Here is a 14,578-nt window from a genome sequence, read left to right on the forward strand (position 1 = left end):
GTGAACGCCCCTCTCCTCCTGGCCGCCGCCTTGGCCCTGTCGTCCTCGGCGAGCGCCGCCGACACCGGTTGGAGTCGCCCGAACTTCCTGCCCAGCGACGCGCACATCCTTTTGGCGCTGGAGGCCGCGCCCGAACTCGGAGAAGCCCAGGCCGTGCTGCGCGGCGCGGAGGCCGAACAGCGCGGCTTGGCCGCCGGTCCCTATGAGACCTTGCTGGGCGTCTCCAGCGACCGTCGGCGTATCCGAGGCGAAGGCCAGTTCACCGAATGGTCGCTACAGGCCAGCCGCGCGATCCGGACTCCCGGCAAGCGCGCCCTGGACCTGAACGCCGGCGCGGCCGGCGCCCTGGCCGCCCGCGACGGTGTCGACGACGCCCGCCACCAAGCTTCCCTGCGTCTGGCGGGCCTGTGGATCGAGTGGCTGGAGGCCGAGGCGCGCATCCTGGTCGACCGCGACGAGATAGCGGTCGAAGAGCGGGAAGTCGCGGCCCTGCTCCGGCGGGTCGAGTTGAAGGACGCCTCGCTGCTGGAGTTGGACCTGGCGCAGGCCGCTCTGGCCCGCGCGGAGGCGGCTCTGGCCGAAACCCTTGGCCGCGCCGAGGCGGCGCGATCGGCGCTGGACATGCTCTACCCCGGCCTGGCCCCGGCGCGTGCGCCGGTGCTGGTCGAGCCCGTCGCCCCCACCCGGCCGCTCGACGCCTGGATCCCCGTCATCGTCGCGCGCAGTCACGAGATCACCATCGCCAAGGCTCTGGCCGACCGCGCCGCCGCCCTGGCGCGCCGCGCCAAGCTCGACCAGCGCCCCGATCCCCACCCTCGGCCTTCGAGTGTTCAACGAGCGCGGGGGGAGCGAGACGGGCGCCGGCTTGACGCTCAGCATTCCGTTCGGAAGCGGCGGGCGATCCGCCACGGCCGAGCGCCAAGCCGCGTCGGCTTCCGCGGCCGAAGCGCGCTATCGCATGGTGGTGCGCGACGTCGAAGCCGAAGGACGCAACGACGTGGCCAAGGCCCGCGCCGGTCTTTTGGGTTGGGCGCGCGTGAACGAAGCGACCGCCGCCGCCGCCCAGGCCGCCGATCGTGTCCAGCGCGCCTACGCGCTGGGGGAGCGTGACCTCACCGATCTTCTGTCCGCTCGCCGACAACTGTTCGACGCTCGGCGGGCGGAAGTCGCCGCCCGGGCGGCCGCTCAAGCCGCCTTGCTGCGTCTGGCTCTGGACGCCCACGAACTCTGGTTGTCCGAAGAGAAGGAACCAAGATGACGGCGGTGATCGGCCTCGCCATCGCGCTGGCCATTTCCCCGCCATCGCCGCGCGGCGGAACAATCGTCGGCGATCTTGGGACCGGCGCGTTCACCTTGAGCGACCTCCGCATCGAAAGCCGGCCCGACCAAGGCGACGCCATACGAGGTTGGCTGTGCCGCAGGCGGCCGGCCCCAGCCATACGCCAGCTATCGGTCTTGGCGCGGAGCGGCGACGGCGAACCGATTTGGAGCGGTGTGGTCGCCGCGCCGCGCTTTGACCCTGGCAGGGCGCGTCAGTGCCGGGCGTTGCGTATCGATCTACCGCCCGACATCGCGTCCAACACCGCGCAATGGACGCTACGCCAACGGTGACTTGGCTCCATCGGCATCGCTCATGGGATAGGCCAACGTCCCGCAAGAGGTAGTCGCCGCCGTTGGCGCCTGTGGACGCGCCAAAAGCGATCTGGAAGACGGAGGACCTGCCGCCCCTCGCGCAAAGCGTGCGACTGAAAGCTCCATGTAAGCTTGAGCTCTCATAGCCCGACCGCCGCACGAAAGCGGACTTGTCGGACCTGAGTAAGATGAAGCTCCCCCTTCTGACCCTTTGCCTGATCCTTCCGGCGGCCAGCGCCGCGCGCGCCCAGGATGGCGATGGCTTGCGCCTGTCCCTGGGCGCGGCCGGCGTCTATCGCCCCGAGTTCAAGGGCTCAAAGGACTATGAGTTCAAGCCCCTGCCCTTCGTCGCCCTGCGCTATGACCGAGGCGATTACTACGTGGCGCTGGAAGGCCCCTCGCTGCGCGTCAATCTCGTGCCTGGCGGGTTTCTGGAAGCTGGCCCGGTGATCGCCTATGAACGCGGCCGCGACGATGACATCAAGAACCTGACCGTGCGCCGTCTGGGCGAGATCGACGCCGCCGTGAACGCCGGCGTGTTCATCCGCAAGCGCTTCGACGTCGGGCAGGACGGCTTGGCGGTCGGAATCGAGGCCCTGACCGACACCGGCAAGGTCCACGAAGGCAAGCTGGCGCGCTTCGAGGTCGCTTACGACCGTCAATTGACCGACCGCTGGAGCCTAGGTGTGGACGCTTCGGCGACCTGGGCCGACCGCAAGTACATGCGGACCTATTACGGCGTCTCGGCGACCGAGGCTGCGGCCAGCGGCTTGACGCCCTACGCCGCCAAGGGAGGGGTTGAGTCCGTGGATGTCGGCGCCAGCCTGCGTTACCAGATCAGCGATCGCTGGAGCGCCCTGGCGCGCGGCGGTTATAGCCGGCTCGTTGACAGTGCGGCCGACAGCCCCATAGTCGCCCGCGAAGGCTCCGCCAATCAGGGCCAACTCGTCTTCGCCCTCCTGTACAGCTTCTGACAACCATGCGCGTCCTGCTGATCGAGGACAATGTTCGGCTTGGCGAAGCGACCACCCGGTCGCTGGTCAAGGCCGGCTTCACGGTCGACCTCTTCGACACGCTGGAAGACGGCTGGCACGCCTGGCGTAGCGTGACCTACGACGTGGTGATCCTCGACATCATGCTGGGTCGCGAAAACGGGCTGGACCTCCTGGCCCAGGCCCGCGCCGCCGGCCTGCGCACGCCGGTCCTGATGCTGACCGCCCTGGGCAGCATCGACCAGCGGGTTCAGGGGCTGGAGCGCGGCGCCGACGACTATCTGATCAAGCCCTTCGCCATCGAAGAACTGGTGGCGCGTCTGCGCGCGCTGGGACGTCGACCGGACCTGACGGCCGACGTCCTGCGCTACGGCGATATTGAGTACGACCAGGGCGCGCGGGAGATCTGCGTCGGCGAAGCGCGCCTGCCGCTGTCGCGGGGCGAAAGCATCGTGCTGGAACGCTTCCTGCGCCATCCCGACCGTGTTGTGACCAAGGCTCAGCTGGGCGACAGCCTGCACAGCCTGGACCAGGACTACACCGACAACTCCATCCAGGTGCACGTCCATCGCGTGCGCCGGAAGATGGCCGAGCTGGGCGCCGACGTGACGATCCGCGCCCTTCGGGGCCTGGGCTACATGGCCGTCCGGTTACCGCCCGCAGGAACCGGCGCGACCGACTGATCGCCGCGATGGCCTTGCGGCCGGAAGTCGAGCTCGAAACACGCGCCGCGCTCGACGGAAGCCAACCGCGCCGCGCCGCCGTGCCGCTCCATGATCTGGCGCACGATCGACAGGCCCAGGCCAGCGCCAGCCCCGCTCGGATTCCCGCGATTGAAGCGTTCGAACACCCGGTCCCGGATCTGGGCCGGCACGCCGGGCCCATCGTCGCTGACCCGCACCACGCCGTCGGCGGTGACCGCCACGAGGATCTCCGCGCCGGGGGGCGTATGGCGGACGGCGTTCTCAAGCAGATTGCGCAGAGCCGTCTCCACAAGCCCGACCTGGCCGTCGAGCGAGAGCGCCTGGACCGCGCTGTCGAAGCTGAGCGTCCGACCGCTGGACAGGATGAAGCTGGCCATATCGCTGGCCACGTCTTGCGACAGCGCGACCAGGTCGAAGCGCGTATCGGCGCCCAAGGCGCCGCCCTCGGCCTCGGCCAATGCGAGGAGCTGGGCGATCAGTCGACCCAGCCGCTCGAACTCCTCGCTGGCCGCCTGGCGCTCGCCCGGCTCGAGCAGGCTCTCGACCTGGGCCCGCAGCGTCGCCAGCGGCGTGCGGAGCTCGTGGGCGGCGTTGGCCGAGAAATCCCGCTGCGCGCGCAGACCGGTCTCCAGCCGATCGAGAGCGGCGTTGAAGGCCTCGACCAGCGGGGCGACCTCGCGTGGCGCACTCTCGACCGGCAGACGGGCGTCTATGGTCGCGGGACCGATGTCGCCGGCCAGCCTTGACAGGCGCCGCAGAGGCCGAAGGCCGATATGCAGGGTCAGATAGACGCCGACCATCATCAGGCTCACCAGCAGCAGGATCTCCGTTGCGCTGTCGGCGGTCTCAGCCCACAGGCGCGCGGGCCGCATGCGCTGCAGCAGCGACATGGCGTGCTCTTCGGGCGTGTCGCCGTTAGCCATGGCGAACAGGATCGTGGCGGCGACCGCCAGCAGGACCAGCGGCACGAGCATCCGCATCAGCGACGGGCCGCCCAGTGTTCGATGTAGACGCATCAAGACCCGGCGCGGCATCGACATGTTCCCCCTTGCGCTGGCGTCCCCTCGACCGGTGCGCGTCGACCAGCCAAATCCCGCGGTACTCCAGGTCGATCAACCGCCATCCGCCCACCGATCGCAAGACGCGCCAGGACATCTGGATCGGCGCGAAGGCCCGGGCGTCCCGGATCGTGAAGCGGACAACGGCCTCGTCAAGCTTGGCAGCGGTCGATCCCAGCAGGGTGAAATCCTCGGCCGACCCGCTCCGCAGGCGGCCGTCATAGGCGCGCCCGACATAGGAGGCGAGCGCCGCTGCGAAGCGCTGCCTCCGCGCTGGGGTCAGCCGGCAAGCTCGATCGCCCAGGAGCAGATCCGTGACGCGTCCGACGTCTGCTACGCGCCCCAGGACCGCAGCGAAAGCCGCCGCCCGCCTGGGCGGACTTAAAGTCGCATCGGCCATGATGCGCAAAAGATCCCGTACGACTTCGGACACGAAGACTTCGGCGTCCTGCTGGCCGACGAGGACCGGCCATGGGGCGGGCAGCGCGCATTCCATGAGAACGCGCCAAGGACTGAAGCGATAGGTCATGCGCGTTCAGGGCTCGATCTTGGCCGCGTCGAAGTCTGGCAGCACCTGGGCGCCGCCGCGAGCCTGACGAACCATATCCGCTCGATTCTGCAGGTAGGCGGACCGCATCATCGCATAGGGATCCGCCGCGTCGTCCAGGGCGCGAAGAAAGCCGTCGGCGTTGGCGCGTCCGTCGAGCATGGTGGCGCCAGAGCGGATGGGGCCGAACATTTTCGGACCGCCAGCCGTCGCCATGGCGACGGGATCAGTCATCATGTCTACCAACTGGCCGACGCCGTCTCGCAAGGTGGTCGGCCCCATCAGCGGCAGGACCAGATAACGCCCCGAACCGGCGCCGTAACGTCCCAGGGTCTGGCCGAAATCACCTTGGTGGCCTTCCAGGCCCAGCTTACCGCCGACGTCGAACAGGCCAAGCCCCCCAACCGTCGTGTTGATCAGAAAGCGCGAGGCCGTCACGCCGGCCGCGCGCGGGCGACCCTGGGCCAGATCGTTGATGGCGGTGCGCGGCTCGGCCAGGTTGGCCACGAACGAGGACACCCGGCCGCGAACGACACGCGGCGTCACCTTCATGTACCCCCGTCCGATCGGCCCGATCAGGACGCGGTCGAGGCCCTGATTGAATTTGAAGGTCTTTCGGTTGAGCCCTTCCCATGGATCGTGTGCGAGGGGACCGACTTCCCGCGTCAATTCAAGCGGGCGTTCAGGGAGGGCTTTCGCCAGAGCGTGGTGCGGCGCGGCGTATGCCAAGGTCAGGCTGGCGATTAAGCCCAGGCGACGGGCGGCGGAGAACGACTTGGTCATGACGTTGGGCTCCAGGAAGGATGCCCAGCCCTATGGCCGCCGTAACTTGCTTGAAGCTTTCTGTGTGAGACGTCCCATCCGCAGTGTGCGGGATGGCGCCATGAACTGACGTTGACGCGCCTCCACGAACTGTGATCCTCCCCCGAGAAAGTGGACGGGGTTAAGCCGCTCTGCGTTCGGCCTCGGCGGGGCAGCGCGGCCGGGCCGCGCAATCCGGCGCGGCGACCATGGCCGCGCAGGACGGCATGGACGCGCGGGCGCCATAGGTCCCGCAGCTCTCGGCATGGATCAGGCGGATGTCCTCGATCAGCGCGCGATTGGCCGCCGCCCGCCGGCTCTCGGGCCTGACGCGCCAGGCGTAGTCGCCGCTGGCTGACAGACCCAGGATCCGACACATCATCCGAACCGGCCAGGCGCCGCGGTGCTCATCGACGAACCCGAACTTCATCGGGAGGCCGCTCCGAAGATGAGCGCGGCTTTTTTCAGGATGTCGCGCTCCATCCGCAGATGGTCGTTCTCACGACGCAGCCGGGCGTTCTCTGAGGCCAGATCAGACGGCGACGGGGCCGGCGCTTGCGTGGGGGGCCGCCGCGCCGACCCCGTCGCCCTCGCCCCGTACTGCATCATCCATCGTCGTAGGACCGTCTCGGTGTCCACTCAAACGAGGGAGGATCATGGAATTTTTGGTCTTCAGAGCATCTCGAAGACAAGCGAGCTGCGGTCAAGCTTACCTTCGCAAGCGCATTACGCTACAGCCGTTCAGAAGGCTTCGAACCGCCGATTTATCCTTACCGTTCAAGCTCTTAGAAACCGCAAAACCTCAGGATAAGCCGGCTTGGCGCCCCTTGTCGGATGAAGCCGATCAATATGCGTACGCTATTGTACTCCAACGGCTTCCACGGAGCGACAAGGGCTGCAAACGCGGCCGTCGGACATCGCGGGCTAGGCTGGCCAAAGATATCTGATCCGGCCGCCGAAGGGTCCGCCGCTGCCTTATGACTGGAAGTCGGTAGCTCCCGGCGAAGCTTGATCCCCGCCGGGAGCCCTACCCACTGAGTTCTTGACTAGCGTCAGCGACGCGAGGTCCATCGTGAAGCGTCCACCGGCTTCAGCGGGCGGCTTCATCACCGCGGCGAACAGCATCATCGGGCCACTCACGTCCCCAGGAAGATCGATCGTTCCTTGGGCCGAGGTGTGCAGATGGCTACGGACGCCGTCCGGCTTGGCGATGATCACCGGATAGTTCGCCAGCGGAGCTCCCTTGCTCAGCAGGGTGAAGCTCTTCGCCGAAGCATCGGTCGCGATGAACTCGACGCTATGGCCCAACGGCCGCATCGGGTCGCTCCCGCCGTCGCACCGTTCGACGCAGACGAAGGACTTGGCGAAGCGGGTCGACAGGGCCTTTAGGACACGCGGGCGCGGCAGCGCCTCGACGGCCTTCACCGCCGCCGGCTCGACTTGATACTCCTCCATGATCCCGGCGATCCGCTCTTCCGGGTATTCCACCTCCCTGGCTACGGCGCGGGCGGAGAGGATCGCCAGCCCCGGCGTATCACCCTTGAAGTGGGTCTTCAGCGACTTGGAGCCGGGCCCTTCGACCTCGAAGACCGACTGAGGGCCGCCGACGACGCGAAGCTCGGCGATGCGCTCAGGCGGCACCGGGTTGGTCAGGCCAGGAAAGCTGCTGCCGATCGTGACGTCGACCATCAGTGGCGCGCCGCGTTCGACCTTGAACTTGGCGGGCATGATGAAGAAGTCATGCGCCGAGGCGCTGGACGCGAAGAGCGCCGCCAGACAGGCCCCGACCAGACGCGCCTGCACCTTGCTCGGGATGAGAGAGAACTTACCACACATTTCGATATTCCTGATTTATCTGAAGGTCTTGCGATTAGAACTTGGCCGTCAGGCCGACATAGAAGCGCCGCCCGATCAGGTCGTACGTCGACGGATCGGTGTTGGCCGAGATGGCCGGCGTGTAGACCGGAGGCTGCTGGTCGGTGAGGTTGTTCACGCCACCGCGGAGCGAGATCGCGCCATTGACCTTCCACGAACCGTTGAGGTCGAAGTAGTTCACGGCATCAATGGCTTGGGCGCGATTATTGAAATTCTCGACCGCGCCCTGGTAGCGCCACCGCGCGCCAAGGTTCACCGGGCCGTAGATCCAGTTGGCCGATGTCAGCACCTTCCATTCCGGCAGCGTCAGGCCGAAGGAGTTGGAGATGGTGCCCTTGCGATCGGTGAAGGCGCCGCCCGGGATGTCCTGGCGCTGCCACTCTGCAGCTTGTTGCCCGTGACGTTGAAAGCCAGCGTCCCCCAATCAGGCGCGCCGAGGTCGACCAGGTTCAGACGCCAGTCGACCTGGAAGTCGATGCCGGTGGTCTTGAGCGTGCCGAGATTGGCGTTGGTCTCGAAGGTGTTGATGATCTGGCCCGAGTTGGGGTCGCGGCTGAACAGCTGGCAGAAGAAGTTGTTCTGGTCGTAGGTCGGGTTGGAGACCCCGTCCTGATTGAAGCAGCGCCGCAGCTGTTGGTCACCGACACGGTGCCGACCACCTGCTTGATGCTGATGTCGTAGTAGTCGATCGACCCGACAGGTGGCCAAGCCAGGGGTTGGCGAACTGCGACTGCCACGAGACGCCGACCGTGAACGAGTTCGCGGTCTCTTCGCGCAGGTTGGGATTGCCGCCCGTCAGACCCGAGACCTGGGAGTTGGAGAAGGTGAAGCCGTCGATCACCTGCCCCGGCACGTTCTGCGCCAGACAGAGGTTTCGAACCGAAGCTGCGCCCGTCGCGCCCGGCGCGCGATAGGAGCCGCGAACGTCGCAAGGATCGCCCGAGAATTGCCGAGCGCCCGTTCGAGGACACCGGCACGCCGATCGACGGGAAGGACAGGTTCTGCGGACCGAACAGTTCACCGATGGATGGCGCGCGGACCGCGCGCTGGATACCGCCGCGCACGCGAAGGCGCTCGACGATCTCCCAGCTGGCGTCGGCCTTGTACGACTGGACGCCGCCGATGGAGTTGTACTTGGAGACCCGATAGCCGAGGTTGGTCTCCAGGCGGTGGACGAACGGCAGGTCCCGCAACAGCGGGATCAGGATTTCGCCATAGCCTTCGTAGACGCTGTCCGAACCGGCCAGGGGCTGGGCCGAGTTGCCCGCCAGTTCAGGGCCGGTGACGCCGTTGAGCGTGAAGGTGGCCAGCAGCAAGGCGTCCGGGACGAGCTTGTAGTTCTGCTCGCGGTAGGTGCCGCCCAGAGCGAGACGGACCTGCCCAGCCGGCAGATCGAAGACGCCGCCCTGGACGTTGGCCTCGAAGACGCGCTGGTCATTGACCGTCGTGTTTTTGGCGATGCGGCTGATGTAGTTGATGCACGAGGCGCTCAGCTTCGTCTCGCCGAACGGATTAAAGCCGCCCGCGCAGAGAGAATTGCCGCCGTCACTGGCGTCCAGCAGACGCTGCGTGGCCGAGCGCGACAGATAGCCGGTGTAGGTGGTGCCATCGTCGACGCGGCCATACGAGAAGTAGGCGTCGTAGGTCCAGTCGCCCAGGCCCTTCAAGTCGCCGCGAAGCCCCGTGGTGACCTGGAAGACGCTGTAGTTCTCGGTCTGCTGGCGCGGACCCAGGATGTTGAAGCGCTTGTTCGAGGCGGAACGACCCGGTCGGGTCGGGCCGGGAGTTGAGCACACCGCGCAGCTCGGCCGAGATGAAGGGGTTGGTTGAGGGAACGCGGAAGCCGGTCGTGGGCCCGGTGGCGGGATTGGGCGCGAGCAGGTTGCCGCTTTCGTACTGCGAGAACATGAAGTCGGCATAGGCTTTGATCGCCGAATTGATCTCGTAGCTTGCCGCGCCGTAGATGTTGTAGCGGGTCTGCGGAATGATCAGGTAGTTCTGCGGACCGGTGTTGTAGGTGAAATCGGTCTGCTGCAGCGGCCCGGGCATGCGGAAGCCCTCGTAGTCGATACCGCCGGGGCTGATGTAGTCACGTGCGCCCTGGTAGGCGAACAGCGTGCCGTTGTTGTTGAAACCGAAGGTGTTGCCCGGGCCGCGCCCGGAATCGCCGCCGTGATGGCCGCGGCGCTTGGCAGGTTGGTGGCGTCGAAGACCGTGGAGCCCAGCGGTGAGGTGCCCGCGAAACCCGAAATCGAGGGCGAACGGCGCGCGGCGTTAAAGACGCTGTCGCGCTCCGAATAGCTTAGCGACAGCGCCGCCCTGCCCCGCCCGTCGGCGATCGGGGCCGCCCATCGTCAGGCTGACGGCGGTGGTGGCCGCGTCGTTGCGGCTCGACTGGCCATACTGCAGATCCAGCTGCACGCCTTCGAACTTGTCGTTGACCAGGAAGTTCAGAACGCCCGCCACGGCGTCCGAGCCGTAGGTCGACGAAGCCCCGCCGGTGATCGTCTCGATGGATGAGATCAGAGGCGTGGGCAGTAGGTTCAGGTCGACCACGGAGGAAGCGTTGGACGGCACCACGCGGCGACCGTTGAGCAGGACCAGGGTGCGCACCGTCCCCAAGCCGCGCAGCTGCACGTTCGCCTGGCCGCCGGAGTTGGGGTTGTTGGATGCTGCGTTCGCCGCCGGCGTGAACTGCGGCAGGTCGTTGATCAGGGTCTCGATGTTGATCGAGCCGGTCGCCTGGAAATCTTCCTGGGTGACGGTGACGATCGGGCTGTTGGCGGCGTAGTCCTTCCGGGCGATGCGGGAGCCGGTGACGATGACTTCGTCGATCTGGGCGGGCTCATCCTGCGTCTGGGCGACGGCGGGAGCCGCCATCAGGCTGGCGGCGCCGACCATCGCCAGGCCGGCGATGACGGAGGTGCTGAAAAGTCGGCAACGAAAAGTGTTGTTGGCCGAAAATGCTGTTCTCACGATCTGGATTTGGGCCAAATTGCGGCCCCCTGTATCGCGTACGCAGTGGCGATAGCTCACCCCTCAGACCGTGTTTCCCCGCTAAAAGCCGCCCTGCTTTTGCAGGATCGGGCGCCTAAAATTTCCGTTTTTTCTGGCCATGTCTGATCAAACAGGCAGCGGTCCGCGGAAGCCGCGGCCGCCTTTTCGGCGACGCTGATGGATGGCGATCGAACCCGGACGACCAGACCCATGGCTCACCCGCGCCTCGTATCGGTGATCAGGATGCGCAGCCACGATCTTGCCCCGACGGTGCTCGGAACAGCGTCGCGCCCGGACCGTTATAGCCAAGGTTCAGGCCCGCCGCCGTCGGGATAGAGCGCGCCGAACCTTGGGGAGATGGCCCGATGGGCGACCGTTTCAGGCGTCGTTTTCTCGACGTCCTCTGCTCGATCTACCTCTACAATGAACATCGCGGATACACGGCGATCGACCGCATGCTCACCGCGATCCGTTCAAGCTGGCCTGACGACCAGGCGCTGATCGGGCTGGTCGAGCGCCATCGCGCCGACGAGCGCAAACACTATCTGATGTTCCGCCGGTGGTTCGAACGCCGAGGCGTGATGCCGCTCGATCTGGACCGCGCCTTCGGGCACATCGATCGCTTCGTCGAGATCATGTTCGGCTCGCCGATTGACGATCTGCCCCCCGAGCTGATCGGCCGCGACGACCTGTTCGAACGGCTCTGCCGGATCATTTCCCTGACAGAAAAGCGGGGCCATCGTCAGGTTGAGGACCTCCTGCGCAACGCCGCGGTGCGGGACGACAGCACCCTGACCAAGATCTTTCGGGTGATCGAGCAGGACGAGCCCAGCCATTGGGCGCCGTACGATGGATGGCTGCGCGACCATGGTCGTCGCCCGCCCAACTGGTGGGAGCACCTGGTCGATGGCTTCGTCCATGGCGAACTCTTGGCCTTCAAGCTGCCACTCCTGTTCCTGACGCCAGGATTGGCGCGCCGCACCGCCTGGCCCGACCAGGACGAGGACGCCTGCCCACCAGACACCACCCTGCGCGCCGCCTGATCCGACGACACGCCTTCGGCGATCGGCCGCGAGCATTTTCTGCAGCTACACATGAGGGGTCCCGCCCACCGGCGCGTATCGACACGCAGTATTGATAGCGGTGAGAGCGAACGATCGTGAACGAGCATTCGCACGAGCACCACGGCCATGGCCGTGGTGCGCAGCAGACCTCCACGCCCGCGCCCCGACGCGAAGGCCTCGTCCATACCTGCCCCATGCACCCCGAGATCCGCCGGGATGCGCCGGGCGCCTGTCCGATCTGCGGCATGGCGCTCGAGCCGGTCACGGTCACCGCCCAGTCCCAGCCCAATCCCGAACTGCGGGACATGACGTGGCGCTTCTGGATCGCGGTGGTTCTGACCCTGCCGGTGTTCGCCCTGGAGATGGGGCCGCACATGGGCCTGATGCTCCTGCACCTGCCGCCCGGCGTGTCGGCCTGGATTCAGCTCGTGCTGGCCACCGCGGTGGTTCTCGGCTGCGGCTGGCCGTTCTTCGAGCGCGGCGCGCGGTCGATCCTGACCCGTCAGCTCAACATGTTCACCCTGATCGCCATGGGCATCGGGGTGGCCTGGAGCTACAGCATCGCCGCCACCTTGGCGCCGCAGGTCTTTCCGCCGGCTTTCCGCGGCGCCGACGGCTCCACCCCGATCTATTTCGAGGCCGCGTCGGTCATCACCGTCTTGGTGCTCTTGGGCCAGGTTCTGGAATTGCGGGCTCGCGAGAACACTTCGGGCGCCATTCGGGCGCTGCTGGACCTGACGCCAAAGACCGCGCGCCGTTCGTTCGACGGCGAGGACTTCGAGATCCCGGTCGAGGAGATCCAGCCAGGCTTCAACCTCCAGGTCCGGCCCGGCGAGAAGGTCCCGGTCGATGGCCGGGTGCTGATGGGCGAGGCCCAGGTCGATGAGTCTCTCGGTCACCGGCGAGTCCATGCCGGTGGCCAAGAAGCCGGGCGACACCGTCATCGGCGGTTCGCTCAACAAGACCGGTTCGTTCCTGATGATCGCCGACAAGGTCGGCTCCGACACGCTGCTGGCCCAGATCGTCGCCATGGTGGCCCAGGCCCAGCGCAGCCGCGCGCCGATCCAGCGCATGGCCGACCGGGTCTCGAGCTGGTTCGTCCCGGCGGTGATCGCTGCGGCCGTGGCCGCCTTCCTGGTCTGGGCGTTGATCGGCCCGCCCCCGCGCCTGGCCTTCGCGCTGGTGGCGGCGGTCTCGGTGCTGATCATCGCCTGCCCCTGCGCTCTGGGCCTGGCCACGCCGATCTCGATCATGGTCGGGGTTGGACGCGGCGCGCGGGCCGGCGTGCTGATCAAGAACGCCGAGGCGCTGGAGCGTTTCGAAACCATCGACACCCTGGTGGTCGACAAGACCGGCACCCTGACCGAAGGACGGCCGGCGGTCACCGCGATCCATGTGGTCGAGGGCTTTGCCCAGGATGAGGTCCTGCGCCTGGCCGCCAGCCTAGAGCGCGCCAGTGAACACCCCTTGGGCGATGCGATCCTGCGTGCTGCGGCGGCCAAGGAACTGCCGCTCAGCCACCCGCAAGGCTTTGACTCCCCGCTGGGCAAGGGCGTGATCGGCAAGGTCGACGGCCGCGCCGTCGTCATCGGCTCGGCGCGGTTCCTGGATGAACAAGGCCTGGCGCCCGGCGCGCTGTCGGACATCGCCGAAACCCTGCGCCAGGACGGCGCCACGGCGATCTATGTCGCCATCGACGCGCGTCCGGCCGCGGTCCTGGCCATCGCCGACCCGATCAAGCCCACGACGGCCAAGGCGGTCGAGACGCTGAAGGCCGACGGGATCCGGGTCGTCATGCTGACGGGCGACAACCGCACGACTGCCCAAGCCGTGGCCGCCAAGTTGGGCATCGAGGAGGTCGAGGCCGACGTCCTGCCGCACGAGAAGGCTGAAGTCGTCGAACGCCTCCGTCGCGAAGGCCGCAAGGTCGCCATGGCCGGCGATGGGGTCAATGACGCCCCTGCCCTGGCCGCCGCCGAGGTCGGGGTCGCTATGGGCGCGGGCTCGGACGTGGCCATCGAAAGCGCGGGGGTGACCCTGCTGCATGGCGACCTGGAGGGTCTGGTCAAGGCTCGCCGGCTGTCGCGCGCGGTGATGGGCAATATCCGCCAGAACCTGTTCTTCGCCTTCGCCTACAACGTCGCCGGCATCCCCATCGCCGCGGGCGTGCTCTATCCGGCCTTTGGCTGGCTGCTGTCTCCGGCCATCGCAGCAGCGGCCATGGCGCTCTCGTCGGTGAGCGTCATTGGCAACGCCCTGAGGCTGCGCGCGATCCGCCTCTGAGCGGACGGACGCGGTCGCTCAGAGGCGCTGCATGCCTCGGTCGAGACGCCGCTTATGAACGGCTTCCCGGCTCCAAAACGTGGCTTGCGATTTTTTTGAGGGGCATTCGCACGCGCTGCGTATCCCCGCTGAAGAGCGTGGATGACGGCGGCGCCCACAAGGTCCGCCCCCCACGCTCATTTGAATATAAGCTCGACTAAGCGTTGAATTAGTTCGACGCTCGATATGTCACGTCTAATTTATATGGCCAGTATTTTTCAGAATTGATCAAATATTTGAATCTTCAGTATAAGATTGTCGAATCGATATTGATCAATCATCGCTGCATTGAACGATTAGACTCCGATCATCAGGCACTGAAATTATAGGCGCAGGCCAACTGGCCGATCGAATAATTGGATTTCCGAAAAATAACCGTTACGTGACGGAAATATTCTGAAATTCGACACCAGTTTCCATAATTCGGTAATTTTCATGCGCGTTTCCGCCTCGAGAGCGCGCTAACGCGCACGAACTTACCCGTCCAAACGCGCTCATATGTATATACATAGCTTGACGCTGCGGCCAGCGGTTCCCGAGCATGCCCCTCAAGACGCCCTGGTCGGGGCGGGATTGGACACACACG

The 14,578-nt window shown here is 66.4% G+C and carries 12 protein-coding genes and 3 pseudogenes; 7 read left to right on the top strand and 8 right to left on the bottom strand.

The features are described from left to right. The 5 genes and pseudogenes from ACHMW8_RS21510 to ACHMW8_RS21530 form a co-directional block, all read left to right on the top strand. Positions 1-615, top strand: a pseudogene (locus ACHMW8_RS21510) (TolC family protein); the annotation flags it as partial. Positions 616-826: 211 nt separating this feature from the next. Continuing rightward, complete coding sequence (locus tag ACHMW8_RS21515) at positions 827-1,258, top strand: TolC family protein (protein WP_395443741.1); 432 nt, start codon at positions 827-829, stop codon at positions 1,256-1,258. Beyond that, entirely contained in the window at positions 1,255-1,611 is a 357-nt protein-coding gene (locus ACHMW8_RS21520) for a hypothetical protein (protein ID WP_125158231.1), read from the top strand. Before ACHMW8_RS21515 ends, ACHMW8_RS21520 begins: the two co-directional genes overlap by 4 nt. A 209-nt stretch (positions 1,612-1,820) precedes the next feature. After that, on the top strand, positions 1,821-2,606 hold the full coding sequence (locus ACHMW8_RS21525) for a MipA/OmpV family protein (RefSeq protein WP_395443742.1): 786 nt from the start codon (positions 1,821-1,823) through the stop codon (positions 2,604-2,606). Positions 2,607-2,611: 5 nt separating this feature from the next. Next, the gene (locus tag ACHMW8_RS21530) at positions 2,612-3,307 is read left to right on the top strand and encodes a response regulator transcription factor (RefSeq protein ID WP_395443743.1); all 696 of its coding nucleotides are present in this window, start codon (positions 2,612-2,614) and stop codon (positions 3,305-3,307) included. Here ACHMW8_RS21530 and ACHMW8_RS21535 read toward each other — a convergent pair. The 8 genes and pseudogenes from ACHMW8_RS21535 to ACHMW8_RS21570 all read right to left on the bottom strand — a co-directional run bounded on the left by ACHMW8_RS21535 (position 3,259) and on the right by ACHMW8_RS21570 (position 10,510). Next, positions 3,259-4,308: a sensor histidine kinase gene (locus tag ACHMW8_RS21535; RefSeq protein ID WP_395443744.1), complete on the bottom strand. Its 1,050-nt coding sequence runs from the start codon at positions 4,306-4,308 to the stop codon at positions 3,259-3,261. The two genes, ACHMW8_RS21530 and ACHMW8_RS21535, sit on opposite strands and share 49 nt — an antisense overlap. Then, a complete protein-coding gene (locus tag ACHMW8_RS21540; RefSeq protein WP_395443745.1) occupies positions 4,244-4,915 on the bottom strand; it encodes a phospholipid-binding protein MlaC in 672 nt (223 codons plus the stop codon). The genes ACHMW8_RS21535 and ACHMW8_RS21540 overlap by 65 nt, the downstream gene beginning before the upstream one ends. 6 nt (positions 4,916-4,921) lie before the next feature. Then, positions 4,922-5,716, bottom strand: coding sequence for a VacJ family lipoprotein (locus ACHMW8_RS21545; RefSeq protein WP_125158226.1), 795 nt, complete (start codon positions 5,714-5,716; stop codon positions 4,922-4,924). A 173-nt stretch (positions 5,717-5,889) separates the two neighbouring features. Next, a pseudogene (locus ACHMW8_RS21550) lies at positions 5,890-6,364 on the bottom strand (IS3 family transposase); the annotation flags it as partial. 345 nt (positions 6,365-6,709) lie between these two features. After that, complete coding sequence (locus ACHMW8_RS21555) at positions 6,710-7,570, bottom strand: DUF4198 domain-containing protein (protein WP_395443746.1); 861 nt, start codon at positions 7,568-7,570, stop codon at positions 6,710-6,712. Positions 7,571-7,604: 34 nt separating this feature from the next. Next, complete coding sequence (locus ACHMW8_RS21560; protein WP_395443747.1) at positions 7,605-8,033, bottom strand: hypothetical protein; 429 nt, start codon at positions 8,031-8,033, stop codon at positions 7,605-7,607. 25 nt (positions 8,034-8,058) lie between these two features. Further along, positions 8,059-9,276 carry a TonB-dependent receptor domain-containing protein gene (locus ACHMW8_RS21565; RefSeq protein WP_395443748.1) on the bottom strand — a complete coding sequence of 406 codons (1,218 nt, stop codon included), beginning with the start codon at positions 9,274-9,276 and terminating at the stop codon, positions 8,059-8,061. A 607-nt stretch (positions 9,277-9,883) separates the two neighbouring features. Then, complete coding sequence (locus ACHMW8_RS21570; RefSeq protein ID WP_395443749.1) at positions 9,884-10,510, bottom strand: TonB-dependent receptor plug domain-containing protein; 627 nt, start codon at positions 10,508-10,510, stop codon at positions 9,884-9,886. A gap of 461 nt (positions 10,511-10,971) precedes the next feature. Here ACHMW8_RS21570 and ACHMW8_RS21575 point away from each other — a divergent pair, with 461 nt between their 5' ends. Next, complete coding sequence (locus ACHMW8_RS21575) at positions 10,972-11,649, top strand: hypothetical protein (protein ID WP_062099959.1); 678 nt, start codon at positions 10,972-10,974, stop codon at positions 11,647-11,649. A gap of 215 nt (positions 11,650-11,864) precedes the next feature. Continuing rightward, positions 11,865-13,953, top strand: a pseudogene (locus ACHMW8_RS21580) (copper-transporting P-type ATPase). Positions 13,954-14,578: the final 625 nt, after the last annotated feature.

The organism is Caulobacter sp. UC70_42, from assembly GCF_044056025.1.
Lineage (GTDB): Bacteria > Pseudomonadota > Alphaproteobacteria > Caulobacterales > Caulobacteraceae > Caulobacter.

Coding starts and splice junctions, on each gene's coding strand:
- ACHMW8_RS21555 (WP_395443746.1), bottom strand. CDS start 7,570: ATGTGTGGTAAGTTCTCTCTCATCCCGAGCAAGGTGCAGGCGCGTCTG.
- ACHMW8_RS21535 (WP_395443744.1), bottom strand. CDS start 4,308: ATGCGGATGCTCGTGCCGCTGGTCCTGCTGGCGGTCGCCGCCACGATC.
- ACHMW8_RS21575 (WP_062099959.1), top strand. CDS start 10,972: ATGGGCGACCGTTTCAGGCGTCGTTTTCTCGACGTCCTCTGCTCGATC.
- ACHMW8_RS21570 (WP_395443749.1), bottom strand. CDS start 10,510: ATGGTCGGCGCCGCCAGCCTGATGGCGGCTCCCGCCGTCGCCCAGACG.
- ACHMW8_RS21525 (WP_395443742.1), top strand. CDS start 1,821: ATGAAGCTCCCCCTTCTGACCCTTTGCCTGATCCTTCCGGCGGCCAGC.
- ACHMW8_RS21540 (WP_395443745.1), bottom strand. CDS start 4,915: ATGACCTATCGCTTCAGTCCTTGGCGCGTTCTCATGGAATGCGCGCTG.
- ACHMW8_RS21530 (WP_395443743.1), top strand. CDS start 2,612: ATGCGCGTCCTGCTGATCGAGGACAATGTTCGGCTTGGCGAAGCGACC.
- ACHMW8_RS21545 (WP_125158226.1), bottom strand. CDS start 5,716: ATGACCAAGTCGTTCTCCGCCGCCCGTCGCCTGGGCTTAATCGCCAGC.
- ACHMW8_RS21520 (WP_125158231.1), top strand. CDS start 1,255: ATGACGGCGGTGATCGGCCTCGCCATCGCGCTGGCCATTTCCCCGCCA.